This is a genomic window from Bacteroides sp. AF39-11AC (assembly GCF_003474285.1).
Classification (GTDB): Bacteria; Bacteroidota; Bacteroidia; order Bacteroidales; family Bacteroidaceae; genus Bacteroides.
Window position 1 is genome coordinate 564,917 of sequence record NZ_QROH01000002.1, and the last position, 22,506, is coordinate 587,422.

Below are 22,506 nucleotides of genomic sequence, written 5' to 3' on the forward strand. Positions count from 1 at the left end.
TTTAATAAGAGAATGCGAACGTGCACTTAAAATAAATCCATATCCACCGTTTGATATTCAACATTTTCCAGTTACCTTTGTTGAAATGAAAACAAAACAAGAAAAAGGAGACGAACTTATGGCTGGTAATTATATTCGTTTCGATTGGGCAATGAAGCGTCTGCTGCGTAACAAAGCCAATTTTGGGGTACTGGAAGGATTCCTGACTACCCTTTTGAAAGAAAACATCAAGATTCAGAAACTCCTGGAAAGCGAAAGTAATCAAGAGGATGAGTTTGATAAGTATAATCGTGTGGATATGCTTGCTGAAAATTCGAAAGGCGAACTTATCCTGATCGAAGTCCAGAATAACAATGAATATGCTTACTTCCAACGTATGCTGTTCGGCACTTCCAAGCTTGTGACAGAATACATCAACCGCGGCGAAGGATACGATAAAGTACGCAAAGTCTACAGCGTTAATATCGTATATTTCTCCCTGGGTAATGGAAAAGATATCGTATATCATGGCAAAACAGAATTCCGCGGTATCCATGAAGGGGATATTCTGGAACTAACTCCTTTTCAGAAACAGACTTTCAGTGTTGATACTGTCAGCCAACTTTATCCCGAGTATTATATTCTAAAAGTAAATGATTTCAATCAGGTTGCCAAAAGCCCGTTAGAGGAATGGATTCATTATCTGAATACAGGTGATATTCCCGACAGCGCTACTGCTCCTGGTTTAGAGGAGGTTCGTGAACACCTGAAGATAGACAGGATGACTAAAGATGAGTTGAAAGCCTATTATCGACATTTGGATAATATCGTTATCCTCCGAGACAACATCTATACGGAACGTGCAGAAGGACGTGCAGAAGGACGTGAAGAAGAGCGTTATAGTATAGCTCGTTCCCTAAAAGAACTCAATACTCCCATAGATATAATTATTAAATCTACTGGTCTTTCCGAAAAAGAGATTGCTATATTATAAAGAATTAGCTTTTTATTTGTTGACAGAATTAATTCCTTTCTGTGCAGAGAGGAGTTAATTCCGTCAACAAGTTTAAGATAACTATTTTGTATTGAGTTGATTGTATATCAAAGACAAACCTTTATCTTTGTTATCGAAAAAATAAATGATTATGGATACACTAAAATTGACCGATACTTATTTGGAAATACTAAAGCCATTGAATGATGATATAAAATTGCAGTTAGCTACCCGGTTAACAACTTCTGTTATTGTTGATAAAAACACCAGAAAAAAATAGAACTAACGAGATGATAGAGAAACATCTTGGCAAATGGAAAAATTAAATAAGACAAACGAACCTCCTACTCATGTCCTGGGCCTGGCTCATCCTCCTATTCCCGTTGTACGCATCGGATTCATAGGCTTAGGCAATCGCGGATTACTCACGTTGGAGCGTTATATGCTCATAGAGCACGTAGAGATCAAAGCTTTGTGTGAGATACGCCCCGGAAACCTGGCAAAAGGACAAGCCCTACTGACAAAAGGCGGACATCCCGCCGCAACCGGTTATGCCGGAGAAAACGGTTGGCAACAAATGTGTTGCAACCCTGATATCGACCTCATCATTATATGTACGGACTGGCTGACACATGCCCCTATGGCCACCTACGCCATGAAGCAAGGTAAGCATGTTGCCATCGAAGTGCCCGCTGCCATGACCGTAGCCGAGTGCTGGCAACTGGTAGACACCGCTGAGCGCACCCGCCGCCACTGCATCATGCTGGAAAACTGTTGCTATGATGCCTTTGCCCTGACCACGCTGAACATGGCAAGACAAGGCCTGTTCGGTGAAATCATGCACGTGGAAGGTGCTTATATACACGACCTGCGCTCCATGTACTTCAGCGATGAAAACCAAGGCGGCTTCCATAACCACTGGAACAAGGCTTACTGCATGGAGCACACCGGAAACCCCTATCCCACTCACGGCTTAGGTCCCGTATGCCAGATCCTGAATATCCACCGGGGCGACCGTTTGAATTACCTTGTATCCATGTCCACCCACCAAGCGGGAATGACGGAATATGCCCGCCGCACTTTCGGAAAAGAATCTCCCGAAGCACAACAGGCTTACCTGTTGGGAGACATGAACACCACCCTCATCCATACCGTCAAGGGAAAGACCATCCAACTGCAATACTGCACCGTTCATCCACGCCCTTACAGCCGTTCGCACACCATTTGCGGCACGCGAGGGTTTGCACAAAAATATCCGGTAGCCACGATCAATTTGGAAGATGTGCGTAGCGGAGGAGCAATCGGTACAGCCGCCGGAGAGACAGCCAGCGCAACCACCGAAGAACTCTTGCAACACTATCAACATCCTTTTACAGCTACCATCGGCAAAGAAGGTGCCCTCAAAGGTGCCCCGAACGAGATGAACTATATCATGGATTACCGCCTCATCTACTGCCTGCACCATGGACTCCCCTTGGATATGGACGTCTACGATGCCGCCGAATGGTCGTGCATCACCGAGCTCAGTGAGCAATCGGTATTGAATGGCAGTCGCCCGGTAGAAATACCCGACTTCACACGGGGCGCATGGGAGACTTTTCCCTGTGTTGCAAGAAACTAATCTCGACATTACGATAAACTAATATTTTTCTTGCATAATATTATTCATACAATAGTTTAGACATCATTTAATTCATAATCCATCATAAAAACATTAATTCAACTACTGATTCGCATTATCAATCTTTTTCATTCATATTTGCAGTTACCTTATAATAGGTACATTTCATAGAATTTAGTTTAGCATCACTTCAAAGATGGACAAGTCTAAACAGAATGATTATTCGTATGTTCAATAATTTACAAAATGCGCACCTATTCAGTTTATTAGCATGTCCGGGTAGTTGCAGACCTCAGTGGGGATAGTAAACTGTTTTAGGTGTGCTCCTTTTAATAGTATCGAACATGCAAACACTCAATATCAAATACTAATTTCTTTGACCTATTCAGTCTAAACAATATCACATAAACTTCAAATATTGATATAGTAAAAAGCCGCAAACTGTTTACACATGCAAAAAAACGTTCTTTTTCCTTGCATACTTTAAAAAGATGCATTACTTTTGCCACCGTTAAACACAGTATTCACCCCTTTAAAACTAAAAGAAAGGGACTAATTTATGTTGGAACTATAATATCTCAGCCAGGACTAAGTTGACTCATCGGGATGATGGGGCTTTGCAATTTTCTTGATTAGTCCTACAATCACATTTATAATTTTATTATTATTCACTTCAATGCAGTGGACAGATAGTGTTGTATCTATCATCATCCCTCATGCATTGGGTACAAAACGCATATTGCACTGCCCCGTCGCGAGGCGGGCAGCCCATGCCGTATGCATACACATGAAAAAAAGAAAATATGGGAATACGATTAAAAGATTTAAGTAAGCTGGGATATAGAGACAATGTAGCACGCAGTCTGGCAGTAGCCATCGTCGGTAAACATTGCAAGCACCAAAGCAAAGAACAGATTATCAAGACACTGAGCGACGTGCTGGAAAATCCCGATACTTATAAAGAGAATGAGACATGGGGCAAACTGGCCGAACGCCTGTCCCCCACCCTCATCGAAAAGAAGTTCACAGCATACGACTTGCTCGACGAGCCGTTGCCCTATAAAACCTATGGCGGCAAGTTCATAGAAACCCTCGCCAAACAGCAGATGAACCTGGCCATGAGGCTCCCCGTCAGCGTAGCCGGCGCACTGATGCCCGATGCACATGCCGGATACGGTCTGCCCATCGGCGGTGTACTCGCCACGGACAATGCCGTCATTCCCTATGCCGTAGGGGTGGATATCGGTTGCCGGATGAGCCTGACGGTGTTCGATGCCAAAGCGGATTATCTGAAAAGATACTCGCATCAGATAAAAGAGGCACTGAAAAACTATACCCATTTCGGCATAGAGGGTGGCCTGACCTTTGCACAGGAGCATGAAGTGACAGAACGGGAAGAATTCCAGTTAACACCTCTTCTGAGGGACTTACGCGGAAAGGCCATTCGTCAGTTGGGCAGTTCCGGCGGTGGAAATCATTTCGTGGAGTTCGGAGAGCTTCTTCTGCAAGGAGAAAATGTGCTGGGACTGCCCGAAGGCAATTATATGGCATTGCTGTCACATTCCGGTTCGCGCGGACTGGGAGCAGCTATTGCCATGCATTACAGCCAGATAGCCCGTGAAGTCTGCAAACTGCCACGTGAAGCACAGCATTTTGCTTGGCTCGATTTGAACTCGGAAGAAGGACAGGAATACTGGATGAGCATGAACCTGGCAGGCGACTATGCCCGTGCCTGTCACGAACAAATCCACCTGAACCTCTCGAAAGCTCTGGGACTGAAGCCAATGGCGAACGTGAACAATCATCACAACTTCGCTTGGAAAGAGGAGATTGCACCCGGACGCACCGCCATCGTGCATCGCAAAGGGGCTACTCCTGCACAGGCTGGGCAACCGGGACTTATCCCCGGAAGCATGGCAACTCCCGGTTATCTGGTAGCAGGTCGGGGTGTGGAAGAGTCGTTATGTTCCGCTTCGCACGGTGCCGGACGGGCCATGTCGCGCCAGAAGGCAAAGGAGAGTTTCACCCAGTCGGCCATGAAGAAATTTCTCTCGCAGGCTGGGGTCACACTGATTGGGGGTAGCATCGAAGAGATGCCATTAGCCTACAAGAACATCGACCGGGTGATGCAACCCCAAGAGACATTGGTAGAAGTGCAGGGCAAATTCATGCCGCGCATCGTAAGAATGAATAAAGAGTAAGAGGCTATGGAGAAAGTATATATGCAAATAACCTCCGGACGCGGCCCTGCCGAATGTTGTCGCGTAGTGGCGCTGGTACTGGAAAAGATTCTGAAACAAGCCGTCGCCAAAGGAGTGAAAACAGAAGTCGTGGAACGCGAAACAGGACCTCTCAACCGTACCCTGCTCTCAGCCGTCATCTCTCTGCAAGGCCGAGATTATCACGCGCTGATTGAGGACTGGGAAGGTACCGTGCAGTGGATTGCCAAAAGTCCGTACCGCATTTATCATAAACGGAAGAACTGGTTTGTCGGTGTGCAGACCTTCACGCTCTCCGAAAGCCAGGAGGCTACGGAAGCGGAAATCCGTTATGAGACCTTGCGGGCATCCGGACCGGGCGGGCAACACGTGAACAAGACGGAGTCTGCCGTCCGTGCCGTCCATATCCCTACCGGAATGAGCGTGGTAGCTTCCGACCAACGCTCGCAATGGCAAAACAAGAAGCTGGCCACCGAACGCCTGCTGTTGAAACTGGCATCATGGAGCATAGAGCAAGCCATGATTCAGGCACAGGCCAACTGGAGTAATCACAACTGCCTGCAACGTGGCAATCCGGTGAAGGTGATCCAGGAGCCGCTGATTTAAAGTAGATGAATGATTAAAAAAGAAAGGAGCAACTTATGTTATCAGAAAAATATGGTCGCACGTATCATTATCCGTTTTCTCCCGGAACGACCAGTGACGACCGCATCAACCATACATATTGGGAAGACATCCAACAGATAGAAACCCTGATACACACCGAAAAGCTGGACGGAGAAAATAATTGTCTGAGCCGCCACGGTGTATTTGCCCGCTCGCATGCAGCACCCACCACCTCACCGTGGACCAGGGAACTGCGCGAGCGTTGGGAACTCATGAAAAACGACTTGGGAGACATCGAGATATTCGGTGAAAACCTGTATGCCATACATTCGATAGAGTATCGCAAACTGGAAACACACTTTTTCGTGTTTGCCGTGCGCTGTCTGAATCAGTGGCTGTCGTGGGAGGAAGTGAAATTCTATGCCGCTCTGTTCGACTTGCCCACGGTACCCGAATTACGAGTGGAAACGGTAAAAGGATTGACGCAGGAAGCATTGCAGCAACAAGTCGTTAGTCTGGCACAAAAACCGGGTGTGCTCGGAACACGCGATCCACAAACAGACGCAGATTGTACCCGCGAAGGGGTAGTCACCCGTAATATAGGTGAATATCCTGTAAGTGAATTTGCCCACAACGTATTCAAGTACGTACGCAAGGGGCATGTGAAGACCGATGAGCACTGGACACGCAACTGGAAGCGTGCCCGCCTCATCTGGGAAACAGGAAAGGAGGAATAAAATGAATTGGAAACTGACAGATAATAAGAATTGGGACTCACTGGAACAACAGTTCCGGTGGGTACAAGATATGAACTTCGTGATGCAGCACCATTTGCATCACGAAGAAGGTAGTGTGGCCGTACATACCCGTATGGTACTGGATGCATTGCAGCAACAGCCGGAATATCGGGCTTTGCCTGCACAGGAACAGGAAATATTATGGGCAGCCGCTTTACTGCATGATGTGGAGAAGCGCTCTACTTCGGTAGATGAAGGAGGTGGCATTATCACTTCCAAGGGACATGCCAGGCGTGGGGAATATACGGCACGCACGATCCTTTACAGGGATATTCCTACTCCGTTTCATATCCGGGAGAACATTGCTGCGCTGGTGCGTTATCATGGTTTGCCGGTTTGGATTATGGAACGGGAGAATCCTGTGAAGAAGCTGTGCGAAGCATCTCTCAGAGTGGATACACGTTTACTGAAAATGCTTGCAGTAGCGGATATTCAGGGACGTATCTGCAAAGATAAGTCTGCACTGATGGAGGTTGTCGAATTATTCGAGATGCTTTGCCGTGAACAGGATTGCTGGGGAAAGGCACGAGGCTTTGCAACGGACCATGCCCGCTTCCAGTACTTTCATGCTGAGGATGGGTATATAGATTACATTCCACATGATAATTTCCGGTGTGAAGTTATCTTATTATCCGGTTTACCGGGGATGGGGAAAGATCATTATATCCGTACATTGCCACAGGATATTCCTGTGATAAGCCTTGATGCTATCCGGCGAAAGTACAAAGTTAGCCCTACGGATAAGGCTGCCAATGGCAGGGTGGTACAGGAAGCTAAAGAAGAAGCTCGCAGCTATCTGCGTAAAGAGCAAGGGTTTGTGTGGAATGCAACCAATACCTCAAAACAAATGCGCTCGCAACTGATTGATTTATTCCTCACTTACGGGGCTAAAGTGAAGATTGTTTATATCGAAAAGCCGTATGCGGTATGGAGGAAACAAAATCGTGAACGGGAATTTATGGTTCCGGAAACGGTACTGGATGCAATGCTCGGGAAGCTGGAAGTTCCGCAATTGGGGGAGGCACATGAGGTGGTGTATGCTGTCTGAGAGTAAGTCTATATCCGAATCTACCTGTGCATCTCCCCGAGCTTCGGACCCATAAAGAATGGTCTTCGCATCAGGAGCAATGCGATGCACTACTTCTGCAATCCGGCGAACAATATCAGGTCGTTTCATAACTTAATCTCCTATTCTCTAATTACACGACAAAGATAACAATGTTTTCGGAAATACAACTTACTGCAATACAATACTTACCGAGAAATACGGCGCTATCTGGAAACAAGGATCATATTCCCTCCCCATCGCCTTAAAGAACGCTGACAAGCTTCTGCCATCATAATAAGCATTACGTACCGCATTTATCCCCACCGTAACAGGCAAAGAAATGTGCTTGGAAACCTTGAATTCAGGACGGAAACCTACCACAATGTACTGGTGCGTAAAAATCTTATCATCACCATTCAACTCTGTCAAAGCCATCTGCCCACCCATTTCCGTAATGAAACTGATGCTGAACGTTTTGTCCACATTATACCCAACCGCAAGGTTAGCTCCATCCAAAGCCGAGAAACTACAAGTCAGCTTATGCCCATAATTCCAATTTACGTATAATGCAGGAAACGCCATAGGATAACCGAAAGCATTGTTCAATGCCAAACCCGCACCCAGTTCCAGATTAGGGAATATACGCCTGACAAAGACCAACCCCGCACTTCCCAATACATTCCGGAAACGTAAACGCGAAAACCGTGTATCATCCGTATACACGCCGACACCGATGCTTGCCATCATCGACCATTTCTCACTCAAAGGCCGCACATGGAAAAGCGACATCTGCAAATTCAGGATCTCGGACAACACAAGAGGCTCTGCAATATTCTTATTATTCAGAGACGCATAATCGCCCGAAAGCCCGATCCCCCATATCGTAGGCTGATTGCTTTCGTTCTTTTTCATCGACAAAGGCAGATTGGCACTTCCGTGATAGACCATGGCGGAACCTTTACTGTTACCCACTTTCTGATTGTGCTCATCCCGATAAGCCGATGTACCGAAATACTCTGTTTTAATAGTGATCTGTGCAGTGCTTTCCACAGAAACCAGTAGTAATAAGACTGTTGCAATAGATATCCATTTCATTTTTGTTTCTTCTTTTAATGATTTGTATGCCACAAAGATTGTCAATATCAATGCGAACGAGAAAATCTTTTTGACCAACCCCCGGCCTGCTTATGACAAAACGGATAAGCAGCAACCACTTTATCCCTTATCTTTGCAACATGAAGAAACATCTGACTTTCAAATCGCAGCAGCTCTCTACTATCTTCTGGCTACTCATCGCTGGCACTTTCTGGATACAATTCCTCAATATGTCGACCAGTATATGCGAAGCAACGCTTCTCACCATCTGCATAAGTGGCAGTTATATGCTGGTGAACCAATATCTATGTAACCATCTGCTGAAAAAAGCGATACGCACCAAGCAGATGAAGCCTTTCTGGATATTGTTTATAGTACTTTGCGTCCCTACAAGTGCACTGGTAGCTTCCTACTTCGTTCTCTTCCAGCATCTTGAACAAACAGGTATATTCCCTGCATCCAACATCTTCATAGAGGGAGAAGAAAGCCTTCTTTTCAACTCTATCCTCTTGCTACCGGGTACATTGGTTATTAATCTCGCCTTCTGCGGCCTGTATTTCTATTCGGAAAACCTGCAATTAGAAAAAGAGAAATCTCAATTCCTCTTCCAGACATTACGGCAGCAAATCACCCCTCACTTCATGTTCAATGTGTTGAATCACATCAACATTCTGATGCAGGATAATGTACCTTTAGCTTCCTCTTTGTTAGAGAAATATTCCGATATCCTGCGTTACCAGCTGTATAACGGTCAGAAAGAGCTTATCAGCCTGGAACAGGAAATAGAATTCCTACAAAACTACATAGCGATAGAAAACATTCGCTGGGAAGACAAACTGACCGTAAGCACCGAATGGGAAGTAGAAGACGACAGCATCGGATTCCCGCCTTTGTTATTACTGACATTCATAGAAAATGCCTTTAAACATGCATCGCACACCCCCACGGAGAAAGGACAAGTACAGATACGGCTCAAACAGAATACCCATCATATCCTTCTTGAAGTTGGCAACACCAGTTCCCCGCATCTGCAACGAACAGGCACCGGACTGGGACTGGCCAATGCAATCAAACGACTGGACATCCTGTTCCACAAGAAGTACCAGTTGTCCGTCAACCAAACAGATACCTATTATCAAACCTCACTTAGCATTGAAATATAAAAGATGAAAGACTCCCCTGAACAACAACCCCTAAAATGCCTCATCGTAGACGACGAACAAATCGCCATCAAAGGCATTGCCAACCACATCAGCAAACTGGACTTTCTCACAGTCAACGCTACCTGTTCTTCTGCACTCGAAGCAAGAGGAATATTAGAAAACCAGCCTATCAACCTCATGTTTCTGGATATCAATATGCCCTATCTTTCCGGCATCGATTTCCTGAAATCATTGGATGAAGCACCGTTGACCATACTAACTACCGCCTATTCCGAATATGCCCTGGAAGGCTATCAACTCAATGTTGTTGACTACTTACTGAAACCAATTTCTTTTCAGCGTTTCTTTCAGGCAGTGACCAAGGCCGCCCATACTTTCAGAACCCAACTCTTACTGCAAAATAATGGAATAGAAGAAACCACCCGGGAAATGTATATCAGACAGGGGGATGCATTTACCCAGATAGCCTGGAAAGATATACTGTATGTAGAAGGTATGCAAAACTACCTGAAACTGCACTTCAAGTCCAAAACTCTCATCATCCATCAGACCATGACTTCACTGGAAGAAATTCTGCCTCAAAGCGCCTTCTTCAGAATACACAAGTCTTTCCTTGTAAACCTCTCGCACATCGATTCCATCGCCAAAGGAAGAGTCTTCATCAACGGGAAAGAACTTCCTGTTTCAGCCCTGCGACGGGAGGAATTACTGCAAACAGTAGTCTATAAGAATTTAATCAGCAAATAAAAATTGGGCACATCCCTTCATGAACCATGACGGATTAGACAAGATTTCCGAATATTACATCTATCTTTGCAGGCGTAAACAGACAACGCACATTTTATAGAGAAAGTTTCTAAAACTCATTACCAAACTTACGCATAAAACAGATGAAAACAATCGTAAACGTCCCTACTAAGCAAAGCCTGATTCGGGAAACAAGAGATTATTTAATGATCGCCCTCGGATTAATTCTTTATGGTATAGGCTGGACAGTATTTCTATTGCCCAATGACATCACCACCGGAGGAGTGCCGGGTATCGCCTCCATAGTCTATTTCGCTACCGGCTTCCCTGTGCAGTACACTTATTTCAGTATCAACCTCATCTTGCTACTACTCTCTATCCGCATCCTGGGCTGGAAGTTCAGTATCAAAACTGTATTCGCCGTATTCACCCTGACATTCTTCCTTTCCATCATTCAGAGACTGGCAAGCGGTGTGGTCTTACTGCACGATCAGCCTTTCATGGCGTGTGTCATCGGTGCATCCCTCTGCGGAGGCGGCATAGGCATCGCTTTTTCTTCCAATGGTAGCACAGGCGGAACGGATATCATTGCCGCCATCATCAATAAATACCGGGATATCACGCTGGGGCGTGTAATGCTGATCTGTGACCTGATTATCATTTCTTCCAGTTACTTTGTGTTGAAAGATTGGGAGAAGGTGGTTTACGGTTATGTAACCCTGTACATTTGCAGTTTTGTTCTGGATCAGGTAGTGAACAGTGCCCGGCAATCCGTACAGTTCTTTATCATCAGTGAGAAATATGATGAAATAGCCCGGCACATCAATGTATATCCGCACCGAGGAGCCACCGTCATCAATGCTTCCGGATTTTATAGCGGCAAGGAACAGAAGATGTTGTTCGTACTTGCCAAGAAGCGCGAATCAACAATTATATTCCGATTGATAAAGGATATAGATCCAAACGCATTTGTATCACAAAGTGCGGTAATCGGAGTATACGGAGAAGGGTTCGACAGAATAAAGGTGAAGTAGCCCGTTACTTGCGGCCATAGCCACCTTCTTTCCAAACATACACTACAGGGCGGCGGAGATACGGTTTCAGTTTCTCTGCCGCTTCTTTATCCATATAGTCGGTAGTTGTAAAAGTAAAAGTCAGTGTATTGTCCTTTGCAGAAAGATCGGCTTTCATCAGCAGCATATCTGCCTGTTCGCCGGCATCTCTCACTTCATAATCCATCAACGTATCTGGTAATGACAGGAAATCTTTCATTACAGGAGGCGTGAGGAAAGAAGAAGCGGGCAATTCTTCCCAACCGGTGGTATAGAAATGGACGTCACTGTCGCAGGCAGGGGCACAAGCTGTAGACACGGTACAGATTACTTTCGTGCTGTCACTCGTAGCCAGTAGTTTCATCTGCCAAGAGCTTTGCGGTGTCATCTGGATGCGGATATAGTCGGGAGCAAGCTCCGTCATTTCCGATTTGCCGCCAAAACGGTTGGTTACTTCCGCTTTCATCTTACTTTCAAGGAAGTCGATAAAGTCGGCACGGTTCACAGCAGTAAGCAGCGGACTGAGGCTATCGGGCATATTTTTGAAAAAGGTTTTAGCTTCCTGGGCTTGCAGAGAACACATCCAGGCACAAGCCAAACACAAGAACATTGTCAATTTCTTCATCATATTATTTTTCTGTTATTCCTATTTTGTATTTTATTACTTCAACGCAATCTTCAGAGCAAGGAGCATATCTCTCCAAGAAAATGTGCATCTGTTTCGTCAAAGGTATTCAGGTTTTCACTGTCTATATCGAGCACACCCCACACCTTGCCATTCTCACGAATCAACGGAACAACGATCTCCGAGCGCGACAACGAACTGCAAGCTATATGTCCGGGGAATGCATCTACATCGGGCACCACCAACGTCTCTGCCTTAGCCCATGCCGTACCGCAAACACCCCGTCCTTTCCGGATACGTGTGCAGGCTATCGGTCCCTGAAAAGGTCCCAATACCAGTTCTTCCCCTTTCACCAGATAGAATCCTACCCAAAAGAAACCGAAAGTCTCTTTCAGTGCAGCCGAAATATTAGCCAGATTGGCTATAAGGTCATTTTCGCCTTCAATCAGGCTCTTTATCTGGGGAAGCAAAGTCTGATACTTTTCGGCCTTGCCGCCGTTGCTGATACATAAATCTTCTGCCATAATTACACTCCCAATACTATATTAGCATCAATATTCAACTTCCTGCTCATTTCACGAGCTACCTTCAAAGTAGGTTCACTCCTTCCAGTAATATAGTCGCTAACACGCGAAGTGCTCACTCCAAGTAACTCAGACAACTTTGCCTGATTTATTCCCATTTCATACATACGCAATTTTAACACATCAACCAAAGAGGGAACTTTGATCGGATAATGTTCATCCTCATACTCTTCTACAAGTCCTGACAGTAAATCCAACTCTATAAGATTTTTATCAGTCAAAGGAGTATCATCATCAACTAATGGAAGAAGTTCTTCTATCCTCTCCATTGCCGCTTTATAAGCTATTTCACTCTGAATCTTTGCCATACCTAAACATTTTTAGCATCTATATTATCATAATCCGTATGAGTGCCAATAAAACGAATTAAAACAGTCTTAATAGTAAATTTAATCACTACAACCAACCTATAATTATTGCCTCTAATATTGAATATATAATGCTGATTACCTACATTATCAACACTATTAAAAGTCTGCTTCATATCAGCAAAACAGGTCCACTCTGCTTTCTTTACCTTCTGATACCAATCTTCAAGAGCTGTTTCAGCATCAGGGTTTTTGGTATAATATTCAACTATTTTGCTTTTGGCTATTATTCTCATTACTCGTATTGATTTGAACAAAGGTACATATTTAATATTGAAAAACAAAACATTTTATTGTCTTTCAAAACTATTAATACTAAGATACTTCTTACTTTTTCTTTAATCTCCCTTCATAGTAATCAGCATCATTTACTTCCCAAATACAGGAAGAACATTCCAATCAATACCAAAATGAGATCGACAGCCTTACTTTTTAAATTCTTTTCACGGAAGAAGAGAGCTCCGAAAAGGAAGGAGACAACCACACTGCCCCGACGTACCATAGAGACAATGGAAATCATGGAGTCTTCATAGCTCAAGGCATAGAAGTAGGCAAAGTCAGCTGCACTAAGGAAAACGGATATCAGGATGATAGTCCAGTCCCAACGGAAAGGGGTACTTTCTTTTCGTTTGGGGTACCACAGCAAAAGGATAATGGGACACATGATAAATACCTGATAGACATTATACCACGACTGCACCACCATAGGATTGAATTGCTTCATCAGATACTTGTCATAAAGTCCGCTGATAGCTCCGGTGATGGCAGCCAGCACGATGAAGTAAATCCATTTGTTATGTTTAAAGTCAATGCCTTCTTTCTTACCGGAACGGCTCAGCATAAAGAAAGAAAGTATGGCAAGCATGACTCCAATCCATTGATACAGGTTCAGACGTTCACCGAATATCAGCATGGCACCCACCAGCACCATTACAGGACGGGTAGCATTAATCGGACCGACAATCGTCAACGGCAAATGCTTCATGCCAAAGTAACCGAATATCCAGGAAGACAGAACTATGAACGACTTGACAATGACAAACTTATGTACTTCCCAACCTGCAACAGGTACTTCGAACATTGTTCCGTTCAAAGCAGGAGTAAAAGCGGAAACCAGTATGAAAGGAAGAAATATCAGGCTGGAGAATACCGTATTCAGAAACAGAACGGGAAGCACAGCATTATCGCGCAATGATTTCTTCTTAAATGCATCATAAAAACCCAGCAAGGCAGCTGAGAGAAAGGCGAGTAATAACCACATGGTTCTTAGTTAATTAATTGTTAGTTATTCAGTTATTATCTGCGATGAATAATTCCTCGGGATATGTGACATCTACCAGAAACAGAGCATTGCCCGGAACGGAAGTACCAGCCTTGCAACGGTCTTTCTGCTCGATGACACGCCGGAAACCATCAACGGTGAGCTTGCCACGGCCTACTTCGAGCAAAGTGCCGACAACTGCACGAACCATATTGCGCAGGAAGCGGTCCGCCTGAATGGTGAATACCCAGGTTACATCGTCTATCTGAGTCCAAGCGGCATGCATGATGCGGCAGTTGTTTGTTTTTACGTCCGTATGCAGTTTGCTGAAACTGGTGAAGTCTGTATAATTAAACAAACTACGGGCCGCTTCGTTCATTCGTTCGAAATCGGGCGTCTGGAAAAGACGACAACGGTATTGACGATTGAAGGGAGACTTTGCCGTAGTCACGTAGTATTTATACATGCGTGCCGTTGCATCAAAGCGGGCATGCGCATCGGGCTTCACTGCACGGAGGCGGTAGACAGAAATATCAGGCGGCAAAAGACGGTTCAGTTTGTCGATAAAGAAAGCTGTATCAAGCGGTTCGTCACTATCAAAGTGGGCAACCATCAGAGCAGCATGCACCCCGGCATCGGTACGTCCGGCACCAATAACTTCTACTTTACGACGCATCAGTGTGGCAAGTGCACGCATCAGACACTCTTGTACACTGTCTCCGTTGGGTTGTATCTGCCAGCCGTGGTAGGCGGTTCCGTCGTAAGCTAAATAAATAAAATACCGTTGCATACTCTTTTGCTTTCATTTTTCGGGCGCAAAGGTACAAAAATAAGGCTATAAGGAAGAACTCTCTTTTCTTTTTCCTACTTTTGTGCCCACATAAAAACATTTTCAAGCAATATGCAACAAAGATACAACAAACTTCCGGTTTTATTTTTAGCAATACTTATGGCCGGCACTTCCCTTGCCGGATGCAAAAAGAAAGATATGTCCCTCAAACTGAACGAGCCGCGAAACATTAAAGGAGTTATCAGTTACAGACGAACTTTCGGCGACTTGAATGAAGCGCATCTGAATGTCGCACAAGCCATAGGCATTACGCCAATTGCCTCCCGCAAAGAGGCCGAACACATGAAGGAAAAACTTCAGCACATCGAAACGAACGATTTATATGTGGTAGACTCGCTGACACACTCCATCCCATATCTCATTAAAGGTGCAGCACAACTACTGGATACCATCGGTACCAATTTCCTTGACTCACTGACCGCCAAAGGGCTAAATCCCAATAAAATAATCGTAACCTCGGTACTCCGCACCGAAGATGACGTAAAACGCCTGCGTCGCCGCAATGGTAATGCCTCGGCAAACTCCGCGCATTTCTACGGAACCACATTCGATGTCAGTTGGAAGCGCTTCAAGAAAGTGGAAGATGAAGATGGACGCCCGCTACAGGATGTCAGTTCAGATACATTGAAACTCGTACTCTCCGAAGTATTGCGCGACTTGCGGAAAGCGGATAAATGCTATATAAAGTATGAGTTGAAGCAAGGATGCTTCCATATTACGACGAGAGGAAAATAATAAATCAGGTATTAAGTTTTAAGTATTGCAGTATTAAGACTACGCCATAACACTGCATACTTAAAACCTGATATCTTGTCTTTTCATTCTTCCATCATCCTCCACGCCAATGGCAGACACGTCACGATATCCCCAGCCGTCATTCCTATCGTCCCATACTTCTTGCAAGCAATGTCTCCGGCAAGCCCGTGAACATACATCGCCAGGCAGGCTGCATCTTCCGAAGCATACCCTTGTGCCAACAAAGCCAGCACTACACCCGTCAACACATCTCCACTGCCACCTGTTGCCATACCCGGATTACCTGTAGTATTAAAACAACACTTCCCTTGCGGAGTAATAACCACAGAGTAAGCACCTTTCAAGATGATATACGTTCCTGATGTTCGCGCCAACTCACGTGCTTTCGTTAAGCGTTCATAAGAGTCCTGACACTTTCCTACCAACCGTTCCAGTTCTTTCGGATGCGGTGTCAGAATACTCCCTTTCGGTAAGCGTCCGATATAATTGCGATGCCCTGCCAGTACATTCAAAGCATCAGCATCCACTACCATAGGAGATAAACAACTGTCTATCTGTTCCAATACCGCGCCCTCTGTCTCTTCCGCCTTTCCCAGACCCGGACCGATGCCCACTGCCTGATAATCATCCGTATCCGTAGGGCAGGCAAAACAGGTATCACTGGGGTCCAGTTCCGTCATAGCCTCCGGCACGGAAGTCTGCACAATCATATTGTTACAATAAGGCACATGCATCGTCAGCAACCCTACTCCAGAGCGCAAGCAAGCTTTTGCGGCAAGCACCGACGCTCCCGCCATTCCTTGCGAACCGGCTATAAGCAGGGCGCGTCCGAAATCCCCTTTATGGGCAAACTTATTTCTCGGTTTCAACAGATCCTGCATATCCTCAGCCTCCAGCAGACTATAATCAGTCTCCATCTCCTCTATCGCATCTTCACTCAGACCGATATCCAGCAATTCCCATTCACCCACGAACTCCTGATTCTCTGCAAAGAGAAAAGCCAGCTTCGGCAATTGCAGACTCAGCGTCACATCCGCACGGACAATATTAGCTTTGATATTGAAAGTATTCTCCTCCCCCATCAATCCCGAAGGAACATCAATAGCCACAATCTGTGCCGATGAAGCATTGATATACTTCACCACGGCAGCAAAACCACCACTCAGCGGCTTGTTCAGTCCACTACCGAACAATCCGTCGATAACCACATGGTCAGCCGTCAGCACGGGCGGGACGAATTGTGATGTCACTTCATGAAAATCCACATTCTTCACATCCGCCAGTCGTTCCTTGTTCGCCTCGCAATCGGGAGAAAGTTCTCCTTTGGTATTAAACAGATAAACCGATACCTGATAACCCTTTTCCGCCAGCAATCGGGAGACTGCCAATGCATCTCCACCATTATTGCCCGGTCCGGCAAATACCGTAACCGGTGTTTCAACCTCCCAGCGTTTCGTAATCGCTTTTGTCAATGCCTGCGAGGCACGCTCCATCAGGTCGATGGAAGCAACCGGTTCATTCTCTATTGTGTAAGCATCCAATTCTTTGATGCTTTGAGTAGGAAATATCTTCATATCTTTATTTTCAAATTACTAACAAAGGTAGGCTATTTTGTGGAGATACGCAAGGAAGGATGGCAGAGAATAATTCTCAAATCCATTGGAGGAATTAAAGCATCCTGATCTATTAAATGAGGGCATCTAGCCTGCGCCCCAACGCATGAGCCAATTTCAGATTCAACACCATAACAAGGACACCCAATATTCCGCCCAATAGAAAATCCATTGCAGTAAACAAGCCCGTAGAATAAAAGAAATAACAGACATAAACCGCATAAGGCAGACAAAGTAATGAGGTTACTATAGCCGGAATATACTTCCTTAGCAGTACGAATTGCCCCACATGCACGAGCAAATGTATGCCAAATGCAAGGAACAAAGCCATCCACAAAAAATAATGCCGGGAAAGAACTGCATAGACAGATACACCACTGATAATAATAAATTCCTCGGCAACCGCTATTGCAAAACCGGTCGTGCTCAACTCCCGTAATTGCATGATTTGCTTTCTCAACACCGGGAAGCGACGGGACAATTCATCTGCATTCCGCTCCATCCACCTCTGTTGCATAATGATCTCTTCGAAATCATGCAACATGAAGACGATGGGAAACAGACATATCAGTAACACAATATGATCCATAACGACGATTTATAAAGTAACATGATGCACGCTAATAAGCATCCATCTCATCCTCTTCCCGTTCCGCCTGTTTATCGGCCAGTTCCATCTTCTTCGTCAGCAGCTCCTTCGGGAAGTAATACTTAAACGGAATCCGATGGCATCCCGCACGTTTCACGGCCAGCGTCAGCCTACGGTCCGCTTTGAAGTACACACGTGAGAGTCTGACGGAATGTGGCAACACATCTTCCGGATGTTCGAACCCCTTGCTCGTGACTGCCGTCTGAAACGACCCGATGCCGCGTAACGTCACAGAGCGTCCGTCGCTCAACTCCTCTTCAATGATTTCACCCGTTGCAGCCAGAACTGCTTCTACCACTCCCGGGTGAAAACCAGTCCGCTGAGCTACCCGATGTGCTACGTCCCGCTCCGTTCTGCCGCTTTTCTTCTGCATTTTCTTGCCGACGGCATACCACAATTGGGGTTTTTCTTTTTTCGTTGCATCCACCTTGCGGCAGACAATGTAAGGGATTGCCATATATCGAATATATTAACAGTTAACGCTTTATTATTAAACAGTCCGTCTTTCTTTAAAGAATGCAGATACCTACATGCACATGTTAGGACTACTGACATGCACATGTAAACAGTATCAACATGCATATCTCAATAGTTCTAACATGCACATGTAAACACCACTGTTTATTAAACAAAAGTAGACTATTTAATAGAGATAAACAAGGAATATTAGCATTAACATCGAGTGACAAACAATTGCCTGAAAAACAAATAAACCATAAAATAAAAACCCTCTGCCTAAATAATCTTTTTTATTGGTCCGATAATGTACCTTCTATTCTCTCTTTTGTATTTTTGCTATCAATTAGACAAACACTAATTCGCTATATATGAAAGGCTTTAATAACTATGCGGAGCGTGAGGAGTTCTCTATATTCAAAGAATTCTTTTTGGATCATGGAAGATGCAAAGAGATGAAGAAAAAAGAATATTTTGCGGAACAAGGCATTGTCACGACACATGCCGCCTATGTAGAGAAAGGTATGTTCCGTTATGTCTGTACGGATGAAAACGGATGTGAACATATTGTAGGCTATGCTTTCGCAGGAGAATTTGTCGGTGATTACCCACAATGCATGAAGAAAGAGAAGGCAATGGTAAGCATTCAGGCAACAACAGATTCTCTGATATATTATGCATCTGCCCAAGAAATAACCAACTTCTTTTCCACCGACAAATCTACTCAGGAATTGGAAAAAATTTTAGCGGAAGAACTCTTTGTCCAGACTTATAAGCGCTTGCTTGATATTTACTGTAAAACACCTGCTGAACTATATGTGAATTTAGTAAAATGCTACCCGGATTTTCTAAATTACACCACACTCAGGGAGATAGCTTCTTTTCTTCGGGTCACTCCTGAAACAATCAGCCATATACGAAAGAGTATCAAAGGAATAGATCCTTGTTAAAAAATCATAGGATTATCACTTTATTTTGAAGGCCTTGAAAGTATTCAAGGCTTTTCATTTTTTTATGCACTTAATTTGCAGCGAGTCAGACATTAAAGACAGATGATACCATACAAAACGTCCGGCAAAGAATAATCACTCTTAAAATACATTATTATGAAACGTGTACATATTCTGTTAATGGCATTGGTGGCTCTGTCCATTCAAGGCTGCCAAGATGATTTTAATATTCCGTCCGAACAAGCAAGCAGAAGTTACGAACAGGACGCAGAAGTGCTGAACAGGTTCGTCGACATTAACAAGACGACGCATGAGTATTATATCAATCCCAATAAGCGGACTACCGCCTTGTCTTATATTACCAATGCAGATGCGGAAGAATGGGCTGTAGTCAATTCGTTCAATCTCGATGTATTTCAGCAGAGCATCGACCGGGTAAGCAAACTGTCCGGGCAACTTGCATCCAATCACGGAGTGGATTATGTGGTGATGATAACCGGCAACGAAATCTATGTGAGCCGTACCAAAAGCAATTCCCCTATAGTGCTGGAAAGAATAAATGAGAATGAAGCTACCCGCAGTTACTATCCCAGGACTGCTTCTTTAAAAGTAACCGATAGCGAAAAAGAATACACCGTTTATGAAAGCGGTGATATTGAAACATCCATTGAACTCTTTCCACAAGCCTACAAGAATGCAGGTTGGACATTTCTCGTTTCTTGTGAAATGGAGGAAAACGGCAACAGACAAATGGTGAACGTGCTGTTTTGCGGTGTAGGATATCGGATGATTGCTCCCCGCTTTGCATGGCATGCAGAACGGCCAGATACGGAATGGAACTTCGAAGTAGCAAGCAATTGCGACAGCAACGCCACCATTGCAATACTTAACATCTCACATCCATGATAAAAAGGTCATATATCTATTTGTCGTTTATCATTCTCTCCCTGCTGACGGGCTGTGTCGAGAAATCGGGCTACTACGACGACGGGCAACAAGAGATTATTGACAACCTAACCAAGAACAAGGGGTGGGAACGATCCTTCCACATGACATCGTATGACGGCAGAGAGTGTGATGTATACGAATTGTGGGTATTCAAAAGTGATGCCACCGGCTCCCGTAAATTCGTATGGAACTATGACGATGGGGAAGTCTCCGAAAACATGGGTTATTTCCGCTGGTCGTTCACGATACCTAATTTTAAAATTATCTATATGGATAGCGGGTTATATTGGGAAATAAAACAACTGACCGCCGACAAATTGCACATATACGAAACTTATGACGATCCGATAACTGTTCCCGGACAAGATTACAGAGAATACAGGGAATATGAATCACTGCCGCTCTCTACAAAATAACAATACAATCTCAACTAAACTTTTCAAGAGAAATCCTACTTCGCGATTCCGTGAGGCAGGATTTCATATTGCATGTACGCAAATACTGCATGGGAGTTTGTCCGGTATACTTCTTAAAGTCCTTAATGAAATGATTCGTGTCGCTATAACCACTATCCGCGGTAATGCGAACCAAATCTTTCTGTACCCGAAAAGCAGTATAAGCATGGATGAACCGCTGCAAAGAAGAGTAACACTTGGGCGTCATGCCGACTGCTTCGGAAAAGTTTCGTTCCAGCCATTTATAGTTAACGCCTAAATGCGACTTTAATTCATCGATGGATAATGTTCCTTTATGCAACTTGATATAGCGAATGGCCTCATCCAGCAGTTTATTAGATTTTTCATTTACGGATAGGACATTGCGGATACAGGTTTCTAAAAGTTCTATCTTCTCTTCTACTTCCCCACATTGCTGCATTTCTTTCAGTAAAGCATCCGAATCATGAAATACGGATTGCAGATTCCAGAAAGGACGGGTATTGAGTTTTTTGGCATCCAACCCAAACAAGCGGTAAAAAGATGCAGGTTTAAACCGTACTATCAGCAGATAAGTGCCCCTTCCGGAGAAACGAACAGCCATCTTTTCAAAAGACCTTGTACTGAACCAACCGGATTTGAATCTGGAAGTCGCCTCATTATACTCCAACTCTACTTCATCTTCCGCCTCGGACAGGAATGCTAACATAGGTGTTCCGTCATTATATGCCAAGCTATCAGATAAATCGCAGCAAGGGAAGATAAAGAAACTATCGACGTACTCTTGCATATCTTTTGCAGGAGTCATTGTCCTTATCCCCTCAAGAGAAGCGAAAGGATGTGATATGATATGTTCTAATAACCTTACCGGCATGTGTGCAAAAGTACATAAATATAGGATAGTACAGAACGATATGTCTAAAATTTACCATAAGGGTTGATGTCTATGGGTTACTTTTGCCTAAAAAAAGTAATATGATTAAACCGATAACAATTTACGGGAATCCCGTACTGAGAGAAGAATGTGTGAGTATAGAGAAAACTTATCCGGGCATCCGGGAAGTCATAGAGACGATGTGGCAGACACTGAGAAATGCAGACGGTTGTGGTCTGGCTGCTCCACAGATCAATCTTCCTATCAAACTATTTGTAGTGAACAGCCGGGATAGCTATGCATATATGTCTGCCAGAGAAAGAGAACGTTTCTTTGCAAAAGATGATTGCGGGATAGAAGAAACATTCATAAATGCGGAAATAACAGGATACAGTGACGAGGTATGGACTACGGGAGAAGGCTGTCTGAGTATTCCCGCTCTGTATGAGGAAGTGACACGCCCCTGGTCCATAACAATAAAGTATCAGGATAAGGAATTTAATGAGCAATTCAAGGTTTACCACGGATATACGGCACGAATCATTCAACATGAGTTTGAGCATACGGAAGGGAAACTGTATATAGATCATTTGTCGCCTTTCAGGAAACAACTAATAAAAAACAAGTTAATACGAATAGCAAAAAAAAGAAATACTATCTTTGTGAGTCATTAATACAGCAACTACCGGATTTCTTGAAAGAGTTACGGCAATATATTCCACCAAAGAATTGAAAGAAAAAGCAACTATCCGAAAATTGCCGTATATAATTTGAATGTTATCATTACTGTAGAATATCACTGACCGGTTTTTGCCAT

General features: G+C 44.3%; 25 protein-coding genes and 1 pseudogene. 14 read left to right on the forward strand and 12 right to left on the reverse strand.

Annotated elements, in window-relative coordinates:
* Positions 1-85: 85 nt before the first annotated feature.
* The 6 genes from DW036_RS04920 (at position 86) to DW036_RS04945 (ending at position 7,264) form a co-directional block, all read left to right on the forward strand.
* Positions 86-973 (forward strand): Rpn family recombination-promoting nuclease/putative transposase, encoded by an 888-nt coding sequence (locus tag DW036_RS04920; protein ID WP_118461754.1) that lies wholly within the window; start codon positions 86-88, stop codon positions 971-973.
* 313 nt (positions 974-1,286) lie between these two features.
* Positions 1,287-2,594: a Gfo/Idh/MocA family protein gene (locus DW036_RS04925; RefSeq protein ID WP_118461756.1), complete on the forward strand. Its 1,308-nt coding sequence runs from the start codon at positions 1,287-1,289 to the stop codon at positions 2,592-2,594.
* An 803-nt stretch (positions 2,595-3,397) separates the two neighbouring features.
* Positions 3,398-4,795, forward strand: a complete 1,398-nt coding sequence (locus DW036_RS04930; protein ID WP_118461758.1) for an RtcB family protein — start codon at positions 3,398-3,400, stop codon at positions 4,793-4,795.
* A 6-nt stretch (positions 4,796-4,801) separates the two neighbouring features.
* Positions 4,802-5,419, forward strand: coding sequence for a peptide chain release factor H (prfH, locus tag DW036_RS04935; protein WP_118461759.1), 618 nt, complete (start codon positions 4,802-4,804; stop codon positions 5,417-5,419).
* A 35-nt stretch (positions 5,420-5,454) separates the two neighbouring features.
* The gene (locus DW036_RS04940; RefSeq protein WP_118461761.1) at positions 5,455-6,156 is read left to right on the forward strand and encodes an RNA ligase family protein; all 702 of its coding nucleotides are present in this window, start codon (positions 5,455-5,457) and stop codon (positions 6,154-6,156) included.
* A gap of 1 nt (position 6,157) precedes the next feature.
* Entirely contained in the window at positions 6,158-7,264 is a 1,107-nt protein-coding gene (locus DW036_RS04945) for an AAA family ATPase (protein ID WP_118461763.1), read from the forward strand.
* Here the strand turns inward: DW036_RS04945 and DW036_RS04950 are convergent.
* Positions 7,265-7,393, reverse strand: a pseudogene (locus tag DW036_RS04950) (nucleotidyltransferase domain-containing protein); the annotation flags it as partial.
* Positions 7,394-7,453: 60 nt separating this feature from the next.
* Positions 7,454-8,359 carry a DUF6268 family outer membrane beta-barrel protein gene (locus DW036_RS04955; protein WP_118461765.1) on the reverse strand — a complete coding sequence of 302 codons (906 nt, stop codon included), beginning with the start codon at positions 8,357-8,359 and terminating at the stop codon, positions 7,454-7,456.
* A gap of 92 nt (positions 8,360-8,451) precedes the next feature.
* On the opposite strand from DW036_RS04955, the gene DW036_RS04960 reads away from it, so the two are divergent.
* The 3 genes from DW036_RS04960 (at position 8,452) to DW036_RS04970 (ending at position 11,303) form a co-directional block, all read left to right on the forward strand.
* Positions 8,452-9,522 (forward strand): sensor histidine kinase, encoded by a 1,071-nt coding sequence (locus DW036_RS04960; protein WP_118461767.1) that lies wholly within the window; start codon positions 8,452-8,454, stop codon positions 9,520-9,522.
* A 3-nt stretch (positions 9,523-9,525) separates the two neighbouring features.
* On the forward strand, positions 9,526-10,269 hold the full coding sequence (locus DW036_RS04965) for a LytTR family DNA-binding domain-containing protein (protein ID WP_118461769.1): 744 nt from the start codon (positions 9,526-9,528) through the stop codon (positions 10,267-10,269).
* 143 nt (positions 10,270-10,412) lie between these two features.
* Positions 10,413-11,303: a YitT family protein gene (locus DW036_RS04970; protein WP_007212615.1), complete on the forward strand. Its 891-nt coding sequence runs from the start codon at positions 10,413-10,415 to the stop codon at positions 11,301-11,303.
* 4 nt (positions 11,304-11,307) lie between these two features.
* On the opposite strand, the gene DW036_RS04975 is transcribed toward DW036_RS04970, so the two are convergent.
* From DW036_RS04975 to truA, 6 genes are all read right to left on the reverse strand, one after another.
* On the reverse strand, positions 11,308-11,949 hold the full coding sequence (locus DW036_RS04975) for a DUF3256 family protein (RefSeq protein WP_118461771.1): 642 nt from the start codon (positions 11,947-11,949) through the stop codon (positions 11,308-11,310).
* 50 nt (positions 11,950-11,999) lie between these two features.
* Positions 12,000-12,470 carry a GAF domain-containing protein gene (locus DW036_RS04980; protein ID WP_118461773.1) on the reverse strand — a complete coding sequence of 157 codons (471 nt, stop codon included), beginning with the start codon at positions 12,468-12,470 and terminating at the stop codon, positions 12,000-12,002.
* 2 nt (positions 12,471-12,472) lie between these two features.
* A complete protein-coding gene (locus tag DW036_RS04985) occupies positions 12,473-12,838 on the reverse strand; it encodes a type II toxin-antitoxin system HigA family antitoxin (protein ID WP_118461775.1) in 366 nt (121 codons plus the stop codon).
* A gap of 2 nt (positions 12,839-12,840) precedes the next feature.
* Entirely contained in the window at positions 12,841-13,134 is a 294-nt protein-coding gene (locus tag DW036_RS04990; RefSeq protein WP_118462047.1) for a type II toxin-antitoxin system HigB family toxin, read from the reverse strand.
* A gap of 128 nt (positions 13,135-13,262) precedes the next feature.
* A complete protein-coding gene (locus DW036_RS04995) occupies positions 13,263-14,159 on the reverse strand; it encodes a DMT family transporter (RefSeq protein ID WP_118461777.1) in 897 nt (298 codons plus the stop codon).
* A 28-nt stretch (positions 14,160-14,187) separates the two neighbouring features.
* Positions 14,188-14,949, reverse strand: coding sequence for a tRNA pseudouridine(38-40) synthase TruA (truA, locus tag DW036_RS05000; RefSeq protein ID WP_118461779.1), 762 nt, complete (start codon positions 14,947-14,949; stop codon positions 14,188-14,190).
* A gap of 111 nt (positions 14,950-15,060) precedes the next feature.
* Between truA and DW036_RS05005 the strand changes: the two genes are divergently transcribed.
* The gene (locus DW036_RS05005; protein ID WP_118461781.1) at positions 15,061-15,744 is read left to right on the forward strand and encodes a DUF5715 family protein; all 684 of its coding nucleotides are present in this window, start codon (positions 15,061-15,063) and stop codon (positions 15,742-15,744) included.
* Positions 15,745-15,827: 83 nt separating this feature from the next.
* Here the strand turns inward: DW036_RS05005 and DW036_RS05010 are convergent, their stop codons facing one another.
* From DW036_RS05010 to DW036_RS05020, 3 genes are all read right to left on the reverse strand, one after another.
* A complete protein-coding gene (locus tag DW036_RS05010) occupies positions 15,828-17,339 on the reverse strand; it encodes an NAD(P)H-hydrate dehydratase (protein ID WP_118461783.1) in 1,512 nt (503 codons plus the stop codon).
* Between the two features lie 112 nt (positions 17,340-17,451).
* A complete protein-coding gene (locus DW036_RS05015; protein ID WP_118461785.1) occupies positions 17,452-17,967 on the reverse strand; it encodes an HXXEE domain-containing protein in 516 nt (171 codons plus the stop codon).
* Positions 17,968-17,998: 31 nt separating this feature from the next.
* The gene (locus DW036_RS05020) at positions 17,999-18,484 is read right to left on the reverse strand and encodes an HU family DNA-binding protein (RefSeq protein WP_118461787.1); all 486 of its coding nucleotides are present in this window, start codon (positions 18,482-18,484) and stop codon (positions 17,999-18,001) included.
* A gap of 370 nt (positions 18,485-18,854) precedes the next feature.
* Between DW036_RS05020 and DW036_RS05025 the strand changes: the two genes are divergently transcribed.
* The 3 genes from DW036_RS05025 (at position 18,855) to DW036_RS05035 (ending at position 20,797) form a co-directional block, all read left to right on the forward strand.
* Positions 18,855-19,433, forward strand: a complete 579-nt coding sequence (locus DW036_RS05025; RefSeq protein WP_118461789.1) for a Crp/Fnr family transcriptional regulator — start codon at positions 18,855-18,857, stop codon at positions 19,431-19,433.
* A gap of 156 nt (positions 19,434-19,589) precedes the next feature.
* Positions 19,590-20,339 carry a hypothetical protein gene (locus DW036_RS05030; protein ID WP_118461790.1) on the forward strand — a complete coding sequence of 250 codons (750 nt, stop codon included), beginning with the start codon at positions 19,590-19,592 and terminating at the stop codon, positions 20,337-20,339.
* Entirely contained in the window at positions 20,336-20,797 is a 462-nt protein-coding gene (locus DW036_RS05035; protein WP_118461792.1) for a 4-hydroxy-3-methylbut-2-enyl diphosphate reductase, read from the forward strand. Before DW036_RS05030 ends, DW036_RS05035 begins: the two co-directional genes overlap by 4 nt.
* 10 nt (positions 20,798-20,807) lie before the next feature.
* Here DW036_RS05035 and DW036_RS05040 read toward each other — a convergent pair whose 3' ends face one another.
* Positions 20,808-21,623, reverse strand: a complete 816-nt coding sequence (locus DW036_RS05040; protein WP_118461794.1) for an AraC family transcriptional regulator — start codon at positions 21,621-21,623, stop codon at positions 20,808-20,810.
* 167 nt (positions 21,624-21,790) lie between these two features.
* Between DW036_RS05040 and def the strand changes: the two genes are divergently transcribed.
* Complete coding sequence (def, locus tag DW036_RS05045; RefSeq protein ID WP_118461796.1) at positions 21,791-22,363, forward strand: peptide deformylase; 573 nt, start codon at positions 21,791-21,793, stop codon at positions 22,361-22,363.
* Positions 22,364-22,506 lie beyond the last annotated feature (143 nt).

Excerpts from the sequence above, each read along its gene's own strand:
- DW036_RS05030 (WP_118461790.1), top strand. The coding sequence starts at position 19,590 with ATGAAACGTGTACATATTCTGTTAATGGCATTGGTGGCTCTGTCCATT.
- DW036_RS04960 (WP_118461767.1), top strand. The coding sequence starts at position 8,452 with ATGACAAAACGGATAAGCAGCAACCACTTTATCCCTTATCTTTGCAAC.
- DW036_RS04955 (WP_118461765.1), bottom strand. The coding sequence starts at position 8,359 with ATGAAATGGATATCTATTGCAACAGTCTTATTACTACTGGTTTCTGTG.
- DW036_RS05035 (WP_118461792.1), top strand. The coding sequence starts at position 20,336 with ATGATAAAAAGGTCATATATCTATTTGTCGTTTATCATTCTCTCCCTG.
- DW036_RS04975 (WP_118461771.1), bottom strand. The coding sequence starts at position 11,949 with ATGATGAAGAAATTGACAATGTTCTTGTGTTTGGCTTGTGCCTGGATG.
- DW036_RS05025 (WP_118461789.1), top strand. The coding sequence starts at position 18,855 with ATGAAAGGCTTTAATAACTATGCGGAGCGTGAGGAGTTCTCTATATTC.
- DW036_RS04965 (WP_118461769.1), top strand. The coding sequence starts at position 9,526 with ATGAAAGACTCCCCTGAACAACAACCCCTAAAATGCCTCATCGTAGAC.
- DW036_RS05005 (WP_118461781.1), top strand. The coding sequence starts at position 15,061 with ATGCAACAAAGATACAACAAACTTCCGGTTTTATTTTTAGCAATACTT.
- DW036_RS04980 (WP_118461773.1), bottom strand. The coding sequence starts at position 12,470 with ATGGCAGAAGATTTATGTATCAGCAACGGCGGCAAGGCCGAAAAGTAT.
- DW036_RS05020 (WP_118461787.1), bottom strand. The coding sequence starts at position 18,484 with ATGGCAATCCCTTACATTGTCTGCCGCAAGGTGGATGCAACGAAAAAA.
- DW036_RS05010 (WP_118461783.1), bottom strand. The coding sequence starts at position 17,339 with ATGAAGATATTTCCTACTCAAAGCATCAAAGAATTGGATGCTTACACA.
- DW036_RS04970 (WP_007212615.1), top strand. The coding sequence starts at position 10,413 with ATGAAAACAATCGTAAACGTCCCTACTAAGCAAAGCCTGATTCGGGAA.
- DW036_RS04940 (WP_118461761.1), top strand. The coding sequence starts at position 5,455 with ATGTTATCAGAAAAATATGGTCGCACGTATCATTATCCGTTTTCTCCC.
- DW036_RS04990 (WP_118462047.1), bottom strand. The coding sequence starts at position 13,134 with ATGAGAATAATAGCCAAAAGCAAAATAGTTGAATATTATACCAAAAAC.
- DW036_RS05040 (WP_118461794.1), bottom strand. The coding sequence starts at position 21,623 with ATGACTCCTGCAAAAGATATGCAAGAGTACGTCGATAGTTTCTTTATC.
- truA (WP_118461779.1), bottom strand. The coding sequence starts at position 14,949 with ATGCAACGGTATTTTATTTATTTAGCTTACGACGGAACCGCCTACCAC.
- prfH (WP_118461759.1), top strand. The coding sequence starts at position 4,802 with ATGGAGAAAGTATATATGCAAATAACCTCCGGACGCGGCCCTGCCGAA.
- DW036_RS04945 (WP_118461763.1), top strand. The coding sequence starts at position 6,158 with ATGAATTGGAAACTGACAGATAATAAGAATTGGGACTCACTGGAACAA.
- DW036_RS04930 (WP_118461758.1), top strand. The coding sequence starts at position 3,398 with ATGGGAATACGATTAAAAGATTTAAGTAAGCTGGGATATAGAGACAAT.
- DW036_RS05015 (WP_118461785.1), bottom strand. The coding sequence starts at position 17,967 with ATGGATCATATTGTGTTACTGATATGTCTGTTTCCCATCGTCTTCATG.
- DW036_RS04920 (WP_118461754.1), top strand. The coding sequence starts at position 86 with ATGAAAACAAAACAAGAAAAAGGAGACGAACTTATGGCTGGTAATTAT.
- DW036_RS04995 (WP_118461777.1), bottom strand. The coding sequence starts at position 14,159 with ATGTGGTTATTACTCGCCTTTCTCTCAGCTGCCTTGCTGGGTTTTTAT.
- def (WP_118461796.1), top strand. The coding sequence starts at position 21,791 with ATGATTAAACCGATAACAATTTACGGGAATCCCGTACTGAGAGAAGAA.
- DW036_RS04925 (WP_118461756.1), top strand. The coding sequence starts at position 1,287 with ATGGAAAAATTAAATAAGACAAACGAACCTCCTACTCATGTCCTGGGC.
- DW036_RS04985 (WP_118461775.1), bottom strand. The coding sequence starts at position 12,838 with ATGGCAAAGATTCAGAGTGAAATAGCTTATAAAGCGGCAATGGAGAGG.